We start from the raw sequence: 18,018 nt of genomic DNA on the forward strand, positions 1-18,018 counted from the left end.
ACGAAACTCCCCCATTTCACTCTTTTTCATAATTTGATACACTAAAACTAGTCTCTAGGAAAGGAAGGCTTTACATGATATATCCTTACAAAGAAAAAAATCCGAAAATTGCGAGTAGTGCTTTTATCGCTGACTATGTTACCATTACAGGCGATGTGACAATTGGCGAAGAATCTAGCATTTGGTTTAATACAGTCATCCGCGGTGATGTATCACCAACGATAATTGGAAATAGAGTAAATGTACAAGATCAATGTACACTTCACCAAAGCCCCCAGTATCCTCTTATTTTAGAAGATGACGTTACCGTTGGGCATCAAGTTATTTTACATAGCTGCAAAATTGAAAAAGATGCTTTAATCGGAATGGGATCTATCATATTAGATGGCGCTGAAATTGGTGAAGGAGCTTTCATCGGTGCTGGTAGTCTCGTTTCACAAGGAAAGAAAATCCCTCCTAATACGTTAGCTTTCGGGCGCCCTGCGAAGGTCATTCGCGAATTAACAGAAGAAGACCGTAAAGATATGGAACGTATCCGCACACAATACGTTGAAAAAGGACAATATTATAAATCGTTACAAAATTGATTTTATCGCTGCCATAAGACTGGCAGCTTTTTTTATGAAAAAATCTAACTTTTTCTTTACAAAACCTTATTATCCCCTCAATAAAATCTTATTAAAATAGAAGTTAATAACTCCATATATATGTAAATGAGGGAGGAAAAATCTCATGAAGGTCAGTGGACTATATAAAATAGAATGTTACATCTTCAAAGGAATTAATCGCTACTTTGATCAAAAAACATTAAACATCTTTTTCAGCAATATTACCCATATCGGTGGTGCAAGTTTTTCCATTGCACTTACCCTATTCTTTTTAATTTTCGCAACAGGGAATTTGCATCAAGCTGCAATTGCAACTGCTATTTCTTTGACAATTAGCCATATTCCTGTGCAAATATTAAAAAGATGGTATCCACGAAAACGCCCTTATTTAACAATTCAGGATGCGAAATATCCAGTTCATCCATTAAAAGATCATTCTTTTCCATCCGGACATACAACGGCTGTTTTCTCTGTCCTCATTCCATTTATTTGCTATAATCCAAACTTACTTGCTTTTCTATTACCGTTAGCATTATGCGTCGGTATTTCCCGTATTTATTTAGGGCTTCATTATCCGTCAGATGTATTTGTAGGCATGTGCCTTGGCACTTGCTCTGGCATCATCTCTTTTTATCAACTCATTCCACTCATGTAAAGGAGCGATATGATGAGAGTCGCCATATTTACCGATACATTTACACCACAAGTCAACGGTGTGGCGAAAACTTTGGAACGTTTAACTAAATATTTTCAAAAAGAAAACATCGCCTATTCTGTTTTCGCCCCTCAGCATACGGCAGAAGATAATTTCGTAGCGAATGTGAACAAAATGAGAAGTATCCCGTTAACAATATTATATCCAGAATGTCGCTTTGCCTTTCCTACTCCGCGCATTAAGCGGGAACTTCTTGCCTTTAAACCTGATATCATTCACATCGCCACGCCTTTCAATATGGGACTTTGTGGGTTATATTATGCCAAAAAGTTAAATATCCCAGTTGTCGGTTCTTATCATACTGATTTTGACGCCTATTTACGCTATTACAAAATCGAATTTCTCTCCAATATGCTATGGAACTATTTAAGGTGGTTTCATAGTCATATGCAAAAAAACTTTGTTCCTTCTCCTGAAACATTACATCAATTAAAGAAAAAAGGATTTCAACAGCTCTATATTTGGGGACGTGGTGTAGATTGTACTCTCTTTCATCCAACTTACAATAAAGACCTATTCCGAAAAAAATATAATATTACAGCGAAATATATTCTTTCCTACGTAGGGCGCCTTGCTCCTGAAAAAGATATCGATACTCTTCAAACACTTATTCAAACGACAAACAAAGAACGTGACGATATTCATTGGCTCATCGCTGGAGATGGTCCTCTCGCAAAGGACCTGCATGAAAATGTTCCAAAAACAAATGTGACTTTTACTGGATATTTACAGGGCGCGGATTTAGCTGAAGTCTACGCTTCCTCCGATCTAATGGTATTTCCATCTACTACTGAAACATTTGGGAACGTCGTACTGGAGTCACTCGCATGCGGTACACCTGTCATCGGAGCAAATAGTGGCGGGGTTAAAAATATTATTACAGATGGAAAAACGGGAATTCTTTGTCCACCAAAAGATACAGATTCCTTTCTATCCTCCATCAATTCTTTATTGCAAAATGAAGATCAACTTATGCAAATGGGTATAGCTGCTTCGTCTTATGCTAAATCAAAAAGCTGGGATGAGATCTTTCGTTGCTTACTTGACCAATATGAAGAAGTCCTTCAGCACACTGCATCAGAATTACTCGCTTAAACAGAAAAACTCCCTTCCAAAAAACGAAGGGAGTTTATTACACAGTTATAAATTTTAGTTTAATAAATGATACATAAGGTGAAATATCATTTTATTCCTATATTCATTATAACAAAAAGATACATAACTAAACAGACTTGTAATAAAAACCCATAAAAATTAATATATGGTTATACAGTATTTTTACTGTATGATGATTTTAAGAAATTCCCCTTAAAATCAACTTACTCACATACCTTTATACAGTAATTGTTCCCCAATTTCTGTATATCAAAAAAACCTTTCATTCATTTGAAAGGTCTTTTTGAGCCTGTGCATATTCTTCTTTCGTATTCACATTTATAAACCAATCCACATTCGCTTGTACATCTTCACCAGCAATATATTTCACATTACATTGTGATAAAAGCTGGCCCATACTTCTTTTTTCTTCCTGAAGCAAAGCATAAATCTTTTCTTTCACACGGTTATTATACGCTGCAAGTAACGGTTGTTTCCTTCCATTAATAATAGGGACAACTGCATCATATTCATTACTCGTTTGCTCTAGTAAAATGGTAAACCATTCATGCGAAACATTTGGCGCATCGCAAGGCATAATAGCGTACCAATCTGCTTCTACATATTCCATTCCTGATACAATTCCAGCAAGTGGTCCATTTCCTTTATAATGCGGAATATCTTCTATAACAGGAACTTGTACGAGTTTCTCTACTCGCTCTTTTATATCAGAATGACTAATGACTACAACTTCTTGCAAATTACTTGTCATCACTTTCACAATATGCTCAACAAAAGTAGTTCCCTTCCAAATCACTAATGCTTTCGGTTCTCCAAAACGACTAGACTGTCCGCCGGCTAATACAATTCCTGCAATTTTCATTGGCGATGTAGCTCAAATGTAATATGACCTAATTCCGGTAAAATTAATTTATTCATTGCAAGGCGAACTGCTCCGCTAGATCCTGGCATCGAAAAGACAACTTTCCTTCCAATAGTACCGCCAATTGCTCGACTTAACATCGCAGCGCTTCCGATATCTTCTAAATAACTAATCATACGGAACAACTCACCAAATCCAACAATTTCTTTATCTAATAACACTGATACTGCCTCAATCGTTACATCACGTTTCGTAATACCAGTTCCGCCATTCGTTAACACGACATCAACATCTTCCCTATGATAACCAGCTAACACAGCCTGCTGAATACTCTCTTTATCATCTTTCACAATTTCATAAGAGGTCACTTTATGTCCTGCTTCTATTAATAATTCATGTAATAGTTGTCCGCTCTTATCCGTCTCTTCCGTACGTGTATCGGAAATCGTCACGATCTTGCAACGCACTTCTTTTGGAGCTTGTTTTTTATGTTCAGTTACACTCATTTTTCATCTTTCCTTTCCTAAAGACTTTTCTTCATTTTATCATACATATCTTTACACAATTATGTATGAAGCCAATGATGCACCGTGATACAATATAAGTATATACGACCACAAAAAGGAAAATATACTTTCTTATACGCCTGGACTACACACCATTAACTCTTTAAATCCCCTTATATTTTCTACATAGTAGATTTCATTTTAAATTACAAAATAATTTGGAGGTTCACTCACTATGGAACTATACAAAAAATTAACAACAACATTCATTCTCTTATTTGTTGCTTCCATCACTGTCGGCTTTTCCTTAAAAGGCGCGATTCCATACGCTACATTAGTGAGTATTCTATTCGCAACGCTATTTTTACTGAGCAGTGCTTTTTGCGCAGGAAAAGCACGCCAACTGAAAGGGTGACCGTCTATGTTCCGTAAGAAACCAATCCTTTGTAAATCATGTGAAAAGGAAATACAAACGTATGAAAAAGCGTGGATTCATATGCCATTTCCGGCAAGTGGTATGACAAATATGAAGAAGTATATTGAGCTAGACGGGGAAGTTTATTGTAGTTCTTGCATTCAAGTAGTAAATAAAGTGAAACTTTAATCAGTGGGGATTTTGTTCTTCCCCACTGATTATTAGTTGAACCAATCGGGCTTTTACGAGCAGTTAGCCTCCTACCTAACTTTTTTGCTTTACAGCCGAATTTTGAGGTGGGAGGCTTACTGCCCGTTAATGCGGGATAAAACCAAATAAAAAAAGCTTTGCGACACGCGCAAAGCTTTTTTTTCATATATTATAGACCAGCTTGCTCTTTTAAAGTAGCTGCTTTGTCTGTACGTTCCCATGTAAGATCTACATCAGTACGTCCGAAGTGGCCGTAAGCTGCTGTTTGTTTGTAAATTGGGCGACGTAAGTCTAGCATTTTAATAATACCAGCTGGGCGAAGATCGAAGTTGTTACGAACTAGTTCTACTAGTACGTCTTCAGATGCTTTACCAGTGCCAAATGTATCAACTGAAATTGATACTGGTTGCGCTACGCCGATTGCGTATGCAAGTTGTACTTCTGCTTTGTCAGCAAGACCAGCTGCTACGATATTTTTCGCAACATAACGAGCTGCATATGCTGCAGAGCGGTCAACTTTTGTTGCATCTTTACCAGAGAATGCACCACCGCCATGGCGAGCGTATCCACCGTAAGTATCAACGATAATTTTACGTCCTGTTAAACCAGCATCACCTTGTGGTCCACCAATTACGAAGCGGCCAGTTGGGTTAATGAAGAATTTCGTTTCTCCATCCATTAATTCTGCTGGAACTACAGCTTTAATTACATGCTCTTTTAAATCGCGATCGATTTCTTCCCACGTAACATCTGGATGATGCTGTGTAGAAATTACGATTGTATCTACACGTACAGGTTTACCATTTTCATCATACTCAACTGTAACTTGCGTTTTTCCATCCGGACGTAAGTATGATAATGTGTCATCTTTACGTACTTCAGTTAAACGGCGAGCTAATTTGTGAGCAAGCGAGATTGGAAGTGGCATTAATTCTTGTGTTTCATTACATGCGAAGCCAAACATTAAACCTTGGTCTCCCGCACCAATTGCCTCAATCTCAGCGTCAGTCATTAGACCTTCGCGTGCTTCTAGTGCTTGGTCAACACCCATAGCGATGTCAGCAGATTGCTCATCGATAGATGTTAAAACTGCACAAGTTTCTGCATCGAATCCGTATTTTGCGCGTGTGTAACCAATGCCTTGAATTGTTTCACGAACGATTTTTGGAATATCTACGTAAGTAGAAGTCGTAATTTCCCCCGCTACCAATACTAAACCAGTTGTTACAGTTGTTTCACAAGCTACACGTGCATTTGCGTCCTTTGCTAAGATCGCATCTAAAATTGAATCAGAAATTTGGTCACAAATTTTATCTGGATGTCCTTCAGTTACAGACTCAGATGTGAACAGATGACGTTTTTTTGTCATGTGGTAAACCTCCCTACAGTAATTGTATATATTGTACGGAACTCATCCTTAATTTGCCACAAACTGCGACATACATTTATTCTCCCACACAAGCATACAGAAAAACCTTTCCTACTTAACATAGAGGAAAGGTTTAATTTGCTACTTGCATACTGCTTTTTGCCCTTTGCTCTTATCGTTCGAGACCGTTAGCCTCGCACAGGTTTTAGCACCTATTCACCTGTATTTACCACTACAAGTGAGGTTGCTGGGCTTCATCGGGCCTGTCCCTCCGCCAGCTCGGGATAAGAGAGTATCCGTCCCAACCTATACTAAAGAAATGATATTCATTTGTCAATTAATATTCACATTTTCCTGAAAGTTTTTCTCAATACCCATAGAATGAAATATTAATAGGGAAATGATACATTCACACAAACAAAAATAAATAAATAGTATACATTATTTATATAATTGTGTTATACTATTGATGGGGATTACGAGAAATATTTCATTAAATGAAAAGGATGGTATATAAATATGAGTACTGTGAATGTCCAAATTGGTTTACATGAATTATTGAACGGAAGCAATGCACAGATTCAATTAAGTGTTCCGCAATTAGTGGAAAAAGTATTAATGCGAAACGAAGGGAAATTAACTTCTACTGGTGCCGTTTCTGCTTCAACAGGAAAATACACAGGACGTTCTCCTAAAGATAAATTTATTGTGAAGGAAGCATCGGTTGCTGACAAAATTGCTTGGGGAGCCGTGAACCAACCGATCTCTGAAGAACATTTTAATAAATTATATATAAAAGTTTTAGAATACTTAAAAGAAAAAGAAGAGTTATTCATCTTCAAAGGATTTGCTGGCGCTGATCGCAACTATCGCCTACCAATTCAAGTTGTTAACGAATATGCATGGCATAATTTGTTCGTACATCAATTGTTTATTCGTCCAAATGAAGAAGAATTAGCAACTCACGAATCAGAGTTCACAATTGTTTCTGCACCAAACTTCAAAGCAGATCCAGCAATTGACGGTACAAATTCTGAAGCATTCATTATGGTTTCATTCGAAAAACGTATCGTACTAATCGGTGGTACAGAATATGCTGGAGAAATGAAAAAATCAATCTTCTCTATTATGAACTTCTTACTACCTGAACAAGACATTCTTTCTATGCACTGCTCTTCAAACGTAGGCGAAGAAGGCGACGTAGCACTATTCTTCGGTTTATCTGGAACAGGCAAAACAACATTATCTGCTGATCCAAACCGTAAATTAATCGGTGACGATGAGCACGGTTGGTCTGATAACGGCGTATTCAATATTGAAGGCGGTTGCTATGCAAAATGTGTAAACCTTTCTCATGAGAAAGAACCACAAATCTTCGATGCAATCAAATTTGGTTCAGTTTTAGAAAACGTTGTCATTGATGGTCAAACACGCATCGCTGACTATAACGATACTACTTTAACAGAAAATACACGTGCTGCATACCCTATGCATGCGATTGACAATATCGTACTGCCAAGTGTTGCAGGACATCCAAATACAATTATTTTCTTAACTGCTGATGCATCTGGCGTATTGCCTCCAATCAGTAAGTTATCAAAAGAGCAAGCTATGTACCATTTCTTAAGCGGTTACACTAGTAAGCTAGCAGGAACAGAGCGCGGTGTTACATCTCCGCAAGCTACATTCTCTACTTGCTTCGGTTCACCGTTCTTACCGCTTGATGCATCTCGTTATGCTGAAATGCTTGGTGAAAAAATCGAGAAACATGATGCGAAAGTATTCTTAGTAAACACTGGCTGGACTGGTGGCGAATACGGCGTTGGTAAACGTATGAACTTAGGTTACACTCGTGCAATGATTCAAGCAGCACTAAGCGGTGAACTTGCTAAAGCTGAAACTGCAAAACACGACATCTTTGGCCTTGAAGTACCTCGTCATGTTCCAGGTGTACCTGATGAAGTATTAATGCCTGAACAAACTTGGGCTGATAAAGATGCTTACAAAGCGAAAGCAATTGAGCTTGCAAACGAATTTAAAGAAAACTTCAAAAAATTCGATAGCGTTTCTGAAAATATTATTAACTTAGGCGGTCCAATCGCTTAATTACAAATTTTCTGTTGAAATAACCCTTTTACTCATATGAATAAGTGTCGTGTAACCGTAAAGTTCCGCGTACTCACCGACAAAACCCACTGCGGCTTAACGGTTACACACACTTACATAAAAAAGAAGCTTACGTTAAAAACGTAAGCTTCTTTCTATATCTTATATAAAGTGAAACTTTAATCTCTTCATCTATTGCATATCAACACTCATAAATTTACAGAAAATTCATTTTATAATCATTCATTTGTAGTTTCCTATGTTATATTTTACATATAAAGGAAAGGGTGAGGCCCATGAAAAATTTTTCTCGTACAGGAAAAGTTTTATTCAGTTATGGAGCGATTCAAATGTTTTGGGGACTTGTGATGCTTAACGTTAATTTATTTGAGCATACAAGTGAAACGATAAAATACATTATTCTAATTACCGGAATAGTTTGTTGTATTGTATCCAACTTTTTTAAAGAACCTAAGAGTCATACTACTAAGTGATTTCATATTAACTTATTGGAAGTGGAAACCTATATTTTATACAAAGTTACGCTTCCTGTTGTACTATCCACCGCCGGATCCCTTATTCCAGAGTAAGCCAATTTTCAATTTAAGTAACCAGATTTTCATTTATACAAATCACGGCTTCGAACATATAAACTATTATCCCACTCACTACATCCTTCTGGTTTCACACCGCATGGAAACAAAAAAGGCCCTAACCGCTTCTATCCACCGCTGGATCCTCTGTTCCAACTTAAAACTTCCCAAGCCCAATTTTCAATTTACATACATACAAACCATGGCTTCGAACACACAAACTATTTCCCCACTCACTACATCCTTCTGGTTTCACACCGCATGGGACTAAAAAAGGATCTGACCGCTTCTATCCATCGCCAGATCCTCTGTTCCATCTAAAAAAACTCCAAACCTAATTTTCAATTGATATACTCGGATTTTCACACATACAAATCAAGGCTTTGAAAATATAAAGAGATCTCTCGCTCACTTGCTCCTTCTGGTTTCACACCGCATGTGGCTAAAAAAGGCCCTAACCGCTTCTATCCGTCGCTGGATCCTCTATTCCATCTAAAAAGAGGCTCTTTTAGCTCTTTTAACCCTTTGTTAATTCTTCTTCATCCTTCATACTATAATAACCTAAATTAATAACGATTAAGAAATAACCACCCAGAATACCTACTGCAAATGCCCACATTACCATATGATGCTCAATTTCGTACATAATAATAGCACCCAAAATTGCAGCTGCAAAGCGATTAAACATACCAAGCGTCGGCGCTTTCGTCTTCTTTACTATACTATCTCCAAGCTTTTCGATACGCCTTCCTAAAATCCAAACACAATACATGCTTACAATAAGTCCAATTCCTGCACCTAGAAAATGTGCTGAAAACGGTGTTAACATCCAGCCTAATAACAGAATACCTAGTAGATAATACGATTGAATTTTAAACGACCTTAATGACATACTAATCATATTGTACTCCCCTTCAATAGTTTTTATCTATCTAACCAAAGCTATATAACTCATTTCTTCCGAGTCCATACTACTAAAAATTCATTTCACTCAAATTTTAAAAACATAAACAGTATGTTTATGTTTTTAAAATGCTTTTAGGAAATAATATTATACAAGATTTCTAATATAGAATCCCTCATAAATGTGACGTTTTTCAAAACATTTTCGTCCAATTATGAAAAAATTGATATCAATCTATGAACATACGGATATGATGTAATAAGCACATAAATAAAGGGGGCGTCTAATGATTTATTTTTTAATGGCTCTCATTCATCTCATTGTTCCTGCACTTATTGGACTTTCATTATATTGGTACATGAAAAAACATAGTATTTTCTATGCTGTCCTCGGTGTTCTTCTTCCAGGTATTATTCTTATTACACTCTTCCGTATTCCTTTTCTTAATTTAATCCCACTTATTACTGCCATTTTATTCCTCGTATTTTTACCAAAAATAAAAAAATAGGAAAGCAGATCATAGGTGATCTGTTTTCCTATTTTGATATAGGTTCTTGCACGATAGAATTAGCTTCTACTTTCTCAGATTTCACAAACCATAAACCGAAGAAAATGATGATTCCACCGATTATTTGTTGAAACGATACATATTCATTTGCCCATACAGCTGCAAATAAAACAGCTACAAGCGGCGTAATATACATATATACCATCGTATGTGACGCACCAATTTTTTGAACACCAACATACCACATGACTAAACCGAATACTGTTACAAAGAAAACAGAATATAGTAAAGCAAATAGTGTCATTCCGTGTGTAATGTGAAATGGCATGACAAATACATGTGGACCACTTAACAATAAAAGCGGAATCGCTCCAACTAATGTCGACCATGCAGTAACACGTAATGCTGAGTATTTTTTAATAAGCGGCCCTGCTAAAACGGGATAAAGTCCCCAACATATTGATGTAATAAGTCCAATCCCATTTCCGTAGAAAGAACTAGCGAGTGAATGCCCCGCTACTAAAACTAATGTAGCACCAATAAAGGCAATCATGGAACCAACTAACTTTCGAGAGGAGAATTTTTCTTGTTTCAAGAAAATCGCAAATAAAGTTGTAAAAATAGGTGAAATAGATATGAGTAAAGAAGCATTTGTAGCGGATGTGTATTTTACAGTTTCCATAAATAACGTTTGATACAGTACAATACCTACAACGCTAACGATGATTAATCTTGGTATATCTTTTCGCTCCATATAAAGTGACTTTTCGATAAAGAACGTAAGTAATAACAGTAGTGGTGCTGCTGTCATCATTCGAACTGCAGTAAACTCAATTGCTGTAAATTCTAAAAGTCCATATTTCGCAATCGTATAGTTAATCCCCCAAATAATAACGACACTTAAAATTAATAACTCAATTCCCCATCTTTTCATGCGCAACCCCCTCCGCAAAGAGAATTATACAGAAAATTCAACTATATGTACATTTCATTATGTGAAAAAATCCATAAGAAAAAGGAGCATATTATATACTCCTTCTCTCTTCATTATACTCGAACATGTAACTTCATATTCGGATTATAAAACTGGCTTGGGCTCTTCAGCTGGAAAGTCCCTCCAACTTCATGCCAATCAACTGTTAATTTATCATCCATAAATACAAGCTTTGTGCGATCTGCAATAAAGTTTAGTACGCTTGATTCGATATCTACATCGCGCTCATCTTTCTCTGAAACGGCTACTAAATCAATAATCCCGCTCATAACACAACCGCAACCTTCATTATCATAAAATAACTTTATATATTTCGTTTCACTTGGAATCGTATCCATAATCTTTTTATATGCTGCTTCTGTTACAGTAACGTACATGTGTTAACCTACATCCTCTCTTCTCGTATCATTTATATATTGTACCACCATTTTTCTTGAATCTTATATGCAGAAAATTAAGACTACTATAAAATATATGTGATAAAGTGAAACTTTAATCAGGGAGGTATCCATCCCCCTCTGATTATTAGCCCTCGCCAATCAGGATTTTACGGGCAGTTACTGCGTGATAAAGGAGGTTGTATCACTGATGTTCAAACTACAGCGATATCTCATTTTCTTATGTCTATTAGGTAGCTTTTTTATTTCTAGCGGAATGATATTACAACATATACTTCCCTATTCTCCTTCTATTGGCTGGATTCTAGGTTTTATTTGTTTCCTATCCGCTTCTTATTTTTCCATAAAAAAACAAAAACAACTAACAAAGTAAGAACTATCTTAAGGAGGATTACCAAATATGCGAGCCTTAAAAGAAATAGAACAATAACTTAATCATTTATTACAGGAGAAATCCATTGCCATATCGACAATGATTATGGTAGGCATAAATACTCACTCATTATGGATTATGCGAAAGAAACAAATATGTCACTCATCGGTGTGTCACACTCTGCCTCTGAATATTTAGTGAAAGAGACATTGATGTATGATTGGTTTAAAGAGAATTTTGATGTAGATGTTACTTTGATTCCGCAGGAGACCTGGTGGTTATAAAACTAATAACACCTCCCCTATTTTTAAAATCTATATACACAATACGATCGACCACACAAAAATATAGAATCTACAATATATATATAGTAGTTCTACTTTTAAAACTATATTTTCAAAAATATAGAAAGGAGATAATATATGTACCAACGCAATTGCTTTAGTTGTGACGGTAGACGCAACAGCGGTTCTATCGGCAGTACTGGACCTACTGGCGCTACTGGACCCACTGGTGCTACTGGTGCTACTGGACCTACTGGCAATGCCGGGTCCGGTTTGCAAAGTACTACCGCTTTTAGTCTAGCAGCCGCTCCTAACTATAAAACGGGACAAGTTGTCACTTACACGAGTAGCGGCTATGTTGTAAAAAAAGATGCACCTCAAGGATTTCCGAATGTGTCTCAAGATTATATCTTATTGGTAGAAGGTGGTCCTACCGGATCTACTGGTCCTACCGGGGCTACTGGCTCTACCGGGGCTACTGGGTCTACCGGGGCTACCGGACCTACCGGGGCTACTGGCTCTACCGGGGCTACTGGCTCTACTGGTTCTACTGGTTCTACTGGTTCTACTGGTTCTACTGGTTCTACTGGTTCTACTGGTTCTACTGGTTCTACTGGTTCTACTGGTTCTACTGGTCCTACTGGTCCTACTGGGTCTACCGGAAACACCGGGCCTACTGGCAGCATTGGACCCACTGGTATTACTGGACCTACCGGAATCACCGGGCACACCGGTAGCAGTTCAGCAAAAAGCATCCTTTTCCAAGGAACTAACGCTGAGTTTCAACGTATAGCAGGTGCTCCAGCAGTTGATTCCAATATTATTCCTTATGTAATTGCTGGATCTGGAAATATAGCTGGTTTTTCTGCATCTATAAATGTAAATAATTTACCTATAGAAGTTTATACAATTCAAATCTGCACTAATGTCCCAACAAACCTTTCCGCCCCTACCTCTGATCACGTTATATCTACTATTACTTTTACCACTACGGCTAAAATCACTGGAACAATCACATTTACTATTACTCCTTCAGACGTTGGATCACAGCTAGTTCAAGTGTATGACCCTACCCCTTTACCAGGACCTGCCACTGTTATTTGGACTAGTACAACAACTGGAAATCCGGTTTCAAGAGGAGACGCATTATGCCTTTATATTAGCCCTGGGATTACTGACAGTGCTATATACTCTATTTTTCTAATTACCTCTATTTAAACTGTACTCTATAGAAAAAGCTTTAATCAGTAGGGGGATCCCTTCCCTACTGATTATTGGTTGAACCAATTGGATCTTAACGCAAGATAAATTAAAAAACATCACTTTTGATTAAGTGATGTTTTCTATTTATCTCTTACACTATCATTAAATCGGCAACATAATCTCAACAGTCGTTCCAACTCCAACTTCACTTTCAAAGTTCAATTTACCGTGGTGATCTTTAATAATTTTTTCCGTAACTACTAATCCTAAGCCTGTTCCAGTTTCTTTCGTTGTGTAAAAGGCTTCATTTAGCTTCGGAATTTTATCTTTCGGAATGCCGCATCCCTCATCTATAATTTGAACAATGATCACATCTTCCACTATAACTTTTACAGTAATAGTTCCGCCAACTGACATTGCTTCAATCGCATTTTTTATTAAATTAAAAAATACTTGTTTCAATCGTTTTTCATCACATGTAATTGAAGGTATATCTTTACTATAAATAGCATGCATTTTTATCCCTTGTTCTAAAGCTGGCTTTTCCATAACCCTGATAACATAAGAGATGATTTCTTTAATATTATGCGTTTCAGATTCTACCGATTTAGATTTCTCAAACCCATTTAGTTCTGTAGCAATTGTATGAATTCGCTCTACTTCCTGTCTCATAATTTCACTATAAATTTTATCTTCTGGATATTTTTTCGCTTGCTTATTCACAAGTTTTTTCAATTTTTCTAACGGTCTTCTAATCTTATCGCCAATTACTGTCGCCATTTTCCCAACCATTGCTAATTTTTCTACATTTCGTATTTCTTTATCCATCATTTCAAGTGTACGAACGTAAGATTGGAATCTTAAAAATATAATCCAACATATAATAACAAACACGCTATATAATGCTATTGGGATAAGAACGATAAAGGATTGAACAACGAATCCCATAAGTGCATATTTCCCAACAATAGTTCCGGCAACTAACCAAAAGTACCTCTTATTCACAAATATCGGTGCAAATAAAATAAAGAATCCTTCTACTATATTCCCGCCATCAAATTCCGCATCACTTCCGTAATAAATAATGAAGTTATTAATAAAATCCAATATATTATAGCCAATTAAAATAATATACTTCACAATATACGGATTTTTCCATTTCATAAAATAAAGTCCTATAAAGAATAATCCAACCATCAAACTATATAGCCATAAACCCAATCCTTCTCCAAAAGCATCTGCTAGTTTTTGATTTTTATCTGATAAAAGGACAATAGCTTTTTCAGCAAAATCATACGCAAAAAATATAACGAAGAATAAGCTTAAAAATATTATTAATGCCTTTATCTCTTCTTTTTCAAATATATTGCCTTTTTCCATATGATAACTCCTTTAACAACACCTCTTAATCTTGTGTCACATTGCGCTCACATTTTTTCGGGAGCAGTATTTCTACTCTCGTTCCTTTCTTTACTTCACTAGAAATGTGTAATTCTCCAAGATGCTCTGTCACAATTCGCTCTACTACCGTAAGACCTAATCCAATTCTATCTTGCTTCGTTGTATAAAAAGCATCCTTAACTCGTCCTAAATTATCCTTTTTTATCCCAAAACCACTATCTACTATACTTACTATTACATAATCTCTTTTTTTATTTTCAACTTGTATTTTTAATGTTCCGCCATGTTCCATTGCCTCTAAAGCATTTTTAATAACATACAAAAATACTCCTTTTAATTTGCGTTTATCACATTCAATTTCACTTCTATTTTGCTCTTCATTAAAGGTGCAATTTATATTTAACTCGTTCATTTTTCCGCGCATGTTTTCTACCGCTTGTACTAAAACATCACTTACAATGTGTTTTTCATAAACAGAAGGTTTACATGTAGCAACCTCCATTAATTCACTAATCATATTATTCATATTTTCGATTTCAAGAATCATTTGTTCATATGTTGCATCTTTTTCGTGTTTCTCTTTTTGTAATTGCGTAAACCCTTTTAATGAAGCAAGTGGGTTTTTAATTTCATGTCCGACTGTCGCTGCCATTTTTCCGATAACCGCCAATTTTTGTGACTGACTTGCCTCTGCAATACGTCCCTTTACTGCTGAAAGATATTGTAAAAATCGATTTAAAATAATAAATGACACGAAAAGTAACACCATATTTATAACAAGAGACATAAACAGGTTAAGTTCTCCAAATACAAATAGGTATATCATATATTTCCCTATAAGGAATGGCGCTAGGACAAATAAATATCTTTTACTCAAAAAGATCGGTACGAAGAAAATGAAAATATATTCAATTACATTCCCTTCATCAAATGCTATTGTATTATGAAAAGCATACCATCCAATATTAAAAGTCTCTGCGATCATGTATGCAAATAAATATGTATATTTAACTAAATATGCTTTTTCTCTCTCAAATAAGTAAACACTAATACCTAATATAGCCATAATATATGCAAGCTTCCATATCCCTTTATGCCAATTTCCTAAAGGCATTGTATCTTCTAATATAATCGCGTATGCAACCTCGTATACAATTAAAATAACATGTATTACCCATAAGAAAATCTTAGCGTTTTTCTTTTCTTCTTTAGCTGATAGAAAACTCTCTTCCACTTCAACACCCCTTCAAAAGAATACCATTTATTATAATAAATGATTTTCATAGACAAACAAAGATAAATTGAACAAATGAGGAAAATCAATCCATAGATAATATACTTCCCCACACCATATGTAAGCATAAAAACCATGAACAATAATACGTATAATATGGGAGGTGCTTTATATGGACGGTCGTGAAAATAAGAAGATAGAACAGTTACAATCCTTTACGAAAAACAATGAAGGAAAAGAGATGACAACGAATACGGGTGTCAAAATTTCAAATGATGAAAACTCTTTAACCGCCGGCGATCGTGGTCCTACACTTTTAGAAGATTTCCTGATGCGAGAAAAACTCGCTCATTTTGACCGTGAACGAATTCCTGAAAGAGTCGTTCATGCCCGCGGTTACGGAGCACATGGTGTTTTTGAGCTATATGATTCTTTAGAAGACTTAACAATGGCTCATTTTTTACAAGACCCATCTAAAAAGACACCTATTTTTATTCGTTTTTCTGAAGTTGCTGGATCAAAAGGTGCAAATGAAACGAACCGAGATGTACGAGGATTCGCTGTTAAGTTTTATACAGAGGAAGGAAATTTCGATTTAGTGGGTAATAACATTCCGATTTTCTTCATTCAAGATGGTATTAAATTTCCGGATCTTATTCATGCCCTTAAACCAGAGCCACATAATGAGATTCCCCAAGGACAAACAGCACACGATACTTTTTGGGACTTTATCGCCAATAATCAAGAATCAGCTGCGATGATGATGTGGATTATGTCGGATCGCGCAATTCCGAGAAGTTTTCGAATGATGCAAGGGTTCGGCGTTCATACATTTCGTTTAGTTAATAAACACGGAAAGTCACGATTCGTAAAATTCCACTGGAAGCCAAAGCTTGGCGTTCACTCGTTAATTTGGGATGAAGCTCAAAAACTAGGCGGCGCTGATCCAGATTATCATCGCCGTGATTTATGGGAAAATATTAATGCTGGAAACTACCCTGAGTACGAACTTGGCGTTCAAATTTTAGAAGAAGAGGACGAATTTAAATACGATTTCGATATATTAGATGCAACGAAAATTTGGCCGGAAGAAGACTTCCCTGTTAAAATCATCGGAAAAATGACGTTAAATCGGAACGTTGATAACGTATTTGCGGAAACAGAACAAGTCGCACTGCACCCTGGAAGCATCGTCCGCGGTATCGATTTTACAAATGATCCTCTCTTACAAGGTAGACTATTTTCTTATACAGATACACAATTAGCACGCGTCGGTACAAACTATCAAGAGTTACCGATTAATCGTCCAGTATGTCCTTTTCATAACAATCAAAGAGATGGTGCGTCTAAATATATAATTGATAAAGGAAAAGTCGCTTACCATAATAACTCTTTAGCTAATAACTCTCCCTTTACTGTACCTGGTACGAAAGGCGGTTTCGTTACATATCCTTCTACTGTTTCTGGACATAAAACAAGAGAAACAGCCGCTAGTTTTAAAGACCATTTCTCACAAGCCCGTTTATTTTGGAATAGTATGAGCCACGTCGAAAAAATCCATATTATGCAGGCCTTTTCCTTTGAATTAGGAAAAGTAAAAAGTAAATCAGTTCGCCAACAAGTCGTAGGTATGATTGGTCATATAAGTACAGAATTAGCTACTTTAGTAGCTGAAGCAGTCGGGGCAACAGTGCCAAATGTTCAAGAATCAAATGTTACAAAATCCTCACCAGCACTAAGTATGAAACATACAACATTCAGCCCAAATACATTACGAGTAGGCGTCATTGTCGCAAACGGATATGACGGTCAAAACGCACAATATATTATAAATCAATTCAAACAAGCCGGTCTTCAGCCCGTTATTATTTCCGAACGATTAGGTTTTGTGCAAGGCTCTCAAAATGGACAGTGGGAAGTGAATGATACTTTCTTAACAGGGTCACCACTTCTTTATGATGGGCTACTTCTTATTGGCGGAAATATTAATGATCATTTTCTTAACAAGGCAAGTTCATTCGTCGTAGAATCGTATAATCACTTTAAGCCAATTGGCGCTTTCCAAAATGGAACTACTATTGTTCAATCTTTAAACATCGAAGGAAAACCTGGCGTTATAACAGAACAAAACCCTACCTTACTTGCAAATGAATTTATTCAGGCCATGACAAAACAGCGATTTTGGGAAAGAGCCTATTAAAATGCATGAGGAGGATACA

19 protein-coding genes, 1 pseudogene and 1 riboswitch are annotated in these 18,018 nt (G+C 36.4%); of the genes and pseudogenes, 12 read left to right on the forward strand and 8 right to left on the reverse strand.

Going from position 1 to position 18,018, the window contains the following annotated elements:
- Positions 1–74: 74 nt before the first annotated feature.
- The 3 genes from MR155_RS16585 (at position 75) to MR155_RS16595 (ending at position 2,418) form a co-directional block, all read left to right on the forward strand.
- Complete coding sequence (locus tag MR155_RS16585) at positions 75–587, forward strand: gamma carbonic anhydrase (protein WP_242310576.1); 513 nt, start codon at positions 75–77, stop codon at positions 585–587.
- Positions 588–732: 145 nt separating this feature from the next.
- A complete protein-coding gene (locus MR155_RS16590) occupies positions 733–1,263 on the forward strand; it encodes a phosphatase PAP2 family protein (protein ID WP_002034412.1) in 531 nt (176 codons plus the stop codon).
- 12 nt (positions 1,264–1,275) lie between these two features.
- On the forward strand, positions 1,276–2,418 hold the full coding sequence (locus MR155_RS16595; protein ID WP_242310578.1) for a glycosyltransferase family 4 protein: 1,143 nt from the start codon (positions 1,276–1,278) through the stop codon (positions 2,416–2,418).
- A 283-nt stretch (positions 2,419–2,701) separates the two neighbouring features.
- Here the strand turns inward: MR155_RS16595 and MR155_RS16600 are convergent, their stop codons facing one another.
- Together MR155_RS16600 and MR155_RS16605 are read right to left on the reverse strand one after the other, a co-directional pair.
- Entirely contained in the window at positions 2,702–3,301 is a 600-nt protein-coding gene (locus MR155_RS16600; protein WP_242310580.1) for a molybdenum cofactor guanylyltransferase, read from the reverse strand.
- Positions 3,298–3,807 (reverse strand): MogA/MoaB family molybdenum cofactor biosynthesis protein, encoded by a 510-nt coding sequence (locus MR155_RS16605; protein ID WP_016092482.1) that lies wholly within the window; start codon positions 3,805–3,807, stop codon positions 3,298–3,300. The genes MR155_RS16600 and MR155_RS16605 overlap by 4 nt, the downstream gene beginning before the upstream one ends.
- A gap of 235 nt (positions 3,808–4,042) precedes the next feature.
- On the opposite strand from MR155_RS16605, the gene MR155_RS16610 reads away from it, so the two are divergent.
- Positions 4,043–4,222: a hypothetical protein gene (locus MR155_RS16610; protein WP_219301166.1), complete on the forward strand. Its 180-nt coding sequence runs from the start codon at positions 4,043–4,045 to the stop codon at positions 4,220–4,222.
- 6 nt (positions 4,223–4,228) lie between these two features.
- Positions 4,229–4,411 (forward strand): hypothetical protein, encoded by a 183-nt coding sequence (locus tag MR155_RS16615; RefSeq protein ID WP_002067721.1) that lies wholly within the window; start codon positions 4,229–4,231, stop codon positions 4,409–4,411.
- 190 nt (positions 4,412–4,601) lie between these two features.
- Here MR155_RS16615 and metK read toward each other — a convergent pair whose 3' ends face one another.
- Positions 4,602–5,801, reverse strand: coding sequence for a methionine adenosyltransferase (gene metK / locus MR155_RS16620; protein WP_242310582.1), 1,200 nt, complete (start codon positions 5,799–5,801; stop codon positions 4,602–4,604).
- A gap of 169 nt (positions 5,802–5,970) precedes the next feature.
- A riboswitch (SAM riboswitch) is annotated at positions 5,971–6,092 on the reverse strand.
- A gap of 228 nt (positions 6,093–6,320) precedes the next feature.
- Here metK and pckA point away from each other — a divergent pair.
- Both pckA and MR155_RS16630 read left to right on the forward strand, forming a co-directional pair.
- Positions 6,321–7,907 (forward strand): phosphoenolpyruvate carboxykinase (ATP), encoded by a 1,587-nt coding sequence (gene pckA, locus MR155_RS16625; RefSeq protein WP_242310584.1) that lies wholly within the window; start codon positions 6,321–6,323, stop codon positions 7,905–7,907.
- A gap of 296 nt (positions 7,908–8,203) precedes the next feature.
- The gene (locus MR155_RS16630) at positions 8,204–8,401 is read left to right on the forward strand and encodes a hypothetical protein (RefSeq protein WP_215600763.1); all 198 of its coding nucleotides are present in this window, start codon (positions 8,204–8,206) and stop codon (positions 8,399–8,401) included.
- Positions 8,402–9,017: 616 nt separating this feature from the next.
- Here MR155_RS16630 and MR155_RS16635 read toward each other — a convergent pair.
- The gene (locus MR155_RS16635; RefSeq protein WP_002089121.1) at positions 9,018–9,401 is read right to left on the reverse strand and encodes an ATP synthase subunit I; all 384 of its coding nucleotides are present in this window, start codon (positions 9,399–9,401) and stop codon (positions 9,018–9,020) included.
- Between the two features lie 289 nt (positions 9,402–9,690).
- On the opposite strand from MR155_RS16635, the gene MR155_RS16640 reads away from it, so the two are divergent.
- Complete coding sequence (locus tag MR155_RS16640) at positions 9,691–9,912, forward strand: hypothetical protein (protein ID WP_002015710.1); 222 nt, start codon at positions 9,691–9,693, stop codon at positions 9,910–9,912.
- Positions 9,913–9,940: 28 nt separating this feature from the next.
- On the opposite strand, the gene MR155_RS16645 is transcribed toward MR155_RS16640, so the two are convergent.
- Together MR155_RS16645 and MR155_RS16650 are read right to left on the reverse strand one after the other, a co-directional pair.
- Complete coding sequence (locus MR155_RS16645) at positions 9,941–10,846, reverse strand: DMT family transporter (protein ID WP_002034445.1); 906 nt, start codon at positions 10,844–10,846, stop codon at positions 9,941–9,943.
- Between the two features lie 113 nt (positions 10,847–10,959).
- Positions 10,960–11,283 carry an iron-sulfur cluster biosynthesis family protein gene (locus MR155_RS16650; protein WP_002089124.1) on the reverse strand — a complete coding sequence of 108 codons (324 nt, stop codon included), beginning with the start codon at positions 11,281–11,283 and terminating at the stop codon, positions 10,960–10,962.
- 211 nt (positions 11,284–11,494) lie between these two features.
- On the opposite strand from MR155_RS16650, the gene MR155_RS16655 reads away from it, so the two are divergent.
- The 3 genes and pseudogenes from MR155_RS16655 (at position 11,495) to MR155_RS32450 (ending at position 13,179) form a co-directional block, all read left to right on the forward strand.
- Positions 11,495–11,677 (forward strand): hypothetical protein, encoded by a 183-nt coding sequence (locus tag MR155_RS16655; protein WP_242310586.1) that lies wholly within the window; start codon positions 11,495–11,497, stop codon positions 11,675–11,677.
- Between the two features lie 62 nt (positions 11,678–11,739).
- Positions 11,740–11,961, forward strand: a pseudogene (locus MR155_RS16660) (Nif3-like dinuclear metal center hexameric protein); the annotation flags it as partial.
- A gap of 138 nt (positions 11,962–12,099) precedes the next feature.
- On the forward strand, positions 12,100–13,179 hold the full coding sequence (locus MR155_RS32450) for a collagen-like protein (protein WP_472927176.1): 1,080 nt from the start codon (positions 12,100–12,102) through the stop codon (positions 13,177–13,179).
- A gap of 147 nt (positions 13,180–13,326) precedes the next feature.
- On the opposite strand, the gene MR155_RS16675 is transcribed toward MR155_RS32450, so the two are convergent.
- Both MR155_RS16675 and MR155_RS16680 read right to left on the reverse strand, forming a co-directional pair.
- A complete protein-coding gene (locus MR155_RS16675) occupies positions 13,327–14,544 on the reverse strand; it encodes an ATP-binding protein (protein WP_219301163.1) in 1,218 nt (405 codons plus the stop codon).
- A gap of 25 nt (positions 14,545–14,569) precedes the next feature.
- Positions 14,570–15,799, reverse strand: coding sequence for an ATP-binding protein (locus MR155_RS16680; protein ID WP_242310590.1), 1,230 nt, complete (start codon positions 15,797–15,799; stop codon positions 14,570–14,572).
- A gap of 172 nt (positions 15,800–15,971) precedes the next feature.
- On the opposite strand from MR155_RS16680, the gene MR155_RS16685 reads away from it, so the two are divergent.
- Complete coding sequence (locus tag MR155_RS16685) at positions 15,972–17,999, forward strand: catalase (protein ID WP_242310592.1); 2,028 nt, start codon at positions 15,972–15,974, stop codon at positions 17,997–17,999.
- Positions 18,000–18,018: the final 19 nt, after the last annotated feature.

This window comes from Bacillus cereus group sp. BfR-BA-01331 (genome assembly GCF_022663915.1).
Classification (GTDB): Bacteria; Bacillota; Bacilli; order Bacillales; family Bacillaceae_G; genus Bacillus_A; species Bacillus_A mycoides.

Excerpts from the sequence above, each read along its gene's own strand:
- MR155_RS16615 (WP_002067721.1), top strand. The coding sequence starts at position 4,229 with ATGTTCCGTAAGAAACCAATCCTTTGTAAATCATGTGAAAAGGAAATA.
- MR155_RS16675 (WP_219301163.1), bottom strand. The coding sequence starts at position 14,544 with ATGGAAAAAGGCAATATATTTGAAAAAGAAGAGATAAAGGCATTAATA.
- MR155_RS32450 (WP_472927176.1), top strand. The coding sequence starts at position 12,100 with ATGTACCAACGCAATTGCTTTAGTTGTGACGGTAGACGCAACAGCGGT.
- MR155_RS16610 (WP_219301166.1), top strand. The coding sequence starts at position 4,043 with ATGGAACTATACAAAAAATTAACAACAACATTCATTCTCTTATTTGTT.
- MR155_RS16595 (WP_242310578.1), top strand. The coding sequence starts at position 1,276 with ATGAGAGTCGCCATATTTACCGATACATTTACACCACAAGTCAACGGT.
- metK (WP_242310582.1), bottom strand. The coding sequence starts at position 5,801 with ATGACAAAAAAACGTCATCTGTTCACATCTGAGTCTGTAACTGAAGGA.
- MR155_RS16605 (WP_016092482.1), bottom strand. The coding sequence starts at position 3,807 with ATGAGTGTAACTGAACATAAAAAACAAGCTCCAAAAGAAGTGCGTTGC.
- MR155_RS16600 (WP_242310580.1), bottom strand. The coding sequence starts at position 3,301 with ATGAAAATTGCAGGAATTGTATTAGCCGGCGGACAGTCTAGTCGTTTT.
- MR155_RS16650 (WP_002089124.1), bottom strand. The coding sequence starts at position 11,283 with ATGTACGTTACTGTAACAGAAGCAGCATATAAAAAGATTATGGATACG.
- MR155_RS16645 (WP_002034445.1), bottom strand. The coding sequence starts at position 10,846 with ATGAAAAGATGGGGAATTGAGTTATTAATTTTAAGTGTCGTTATTATT.
- pckA (WP_242310584.1), top strand. The coding sequence starts at position 6,321 with ATGAGTACTGTGAATGTCCAAATTGGTTTACATGAATTATTGAACGGA.
- MR155_RS16585 (WP_242310576.1), top strand. The coding sequence starts at position 75 with ATGATATATCCTTACAAAGAAAAAAATCCGAAAATTGCGAGTAGTGCT.
- MR155_RS16635 (WP_002089121.1), bottom strand. The coding sequence starts at position 9,401 with ATGATTAGTATGTCATTAAGGTCGTTTAAAATTCAATCGTATTATCTA.
- MR155_RS16640 (WP_002015710.1), top strand. The coding sequence starts at position 9,691 with ATGATTTATTTTTTAATGGCTCTCATTCATCTCATTGTTCCTGCACTT.
- MR155_RS16630 (WP_215600763.1), top strand. The coding sequence starts at position 8,204 with ATGAAAAATTTTTCTCGTACAGGAAAAGTTTTATTCAGTTATGGAGCG.
- MR155_RS16590 (WP_002034412.1), top strand. The coding sequence starts at position 733 with ATGAAGGTCAGTGGACTATATAAAATAGAATGTTACATCTTCAAAGGA.
- MR155_RS16655 (WP_242310586.1), top strand. The coding sequence starts at position 11,495 with ATGTTCAAACTACAGCGATATCTCATTTTCTTATGTCTATTAGGTAGC.
- MR155_RS16685 (WP_242310592.1), top strand. The coding sequence starts at position 15,972 with ATGGACGGTCGTGAAAATAAGAAGATAGAACAGTTACAATCCTTTACG.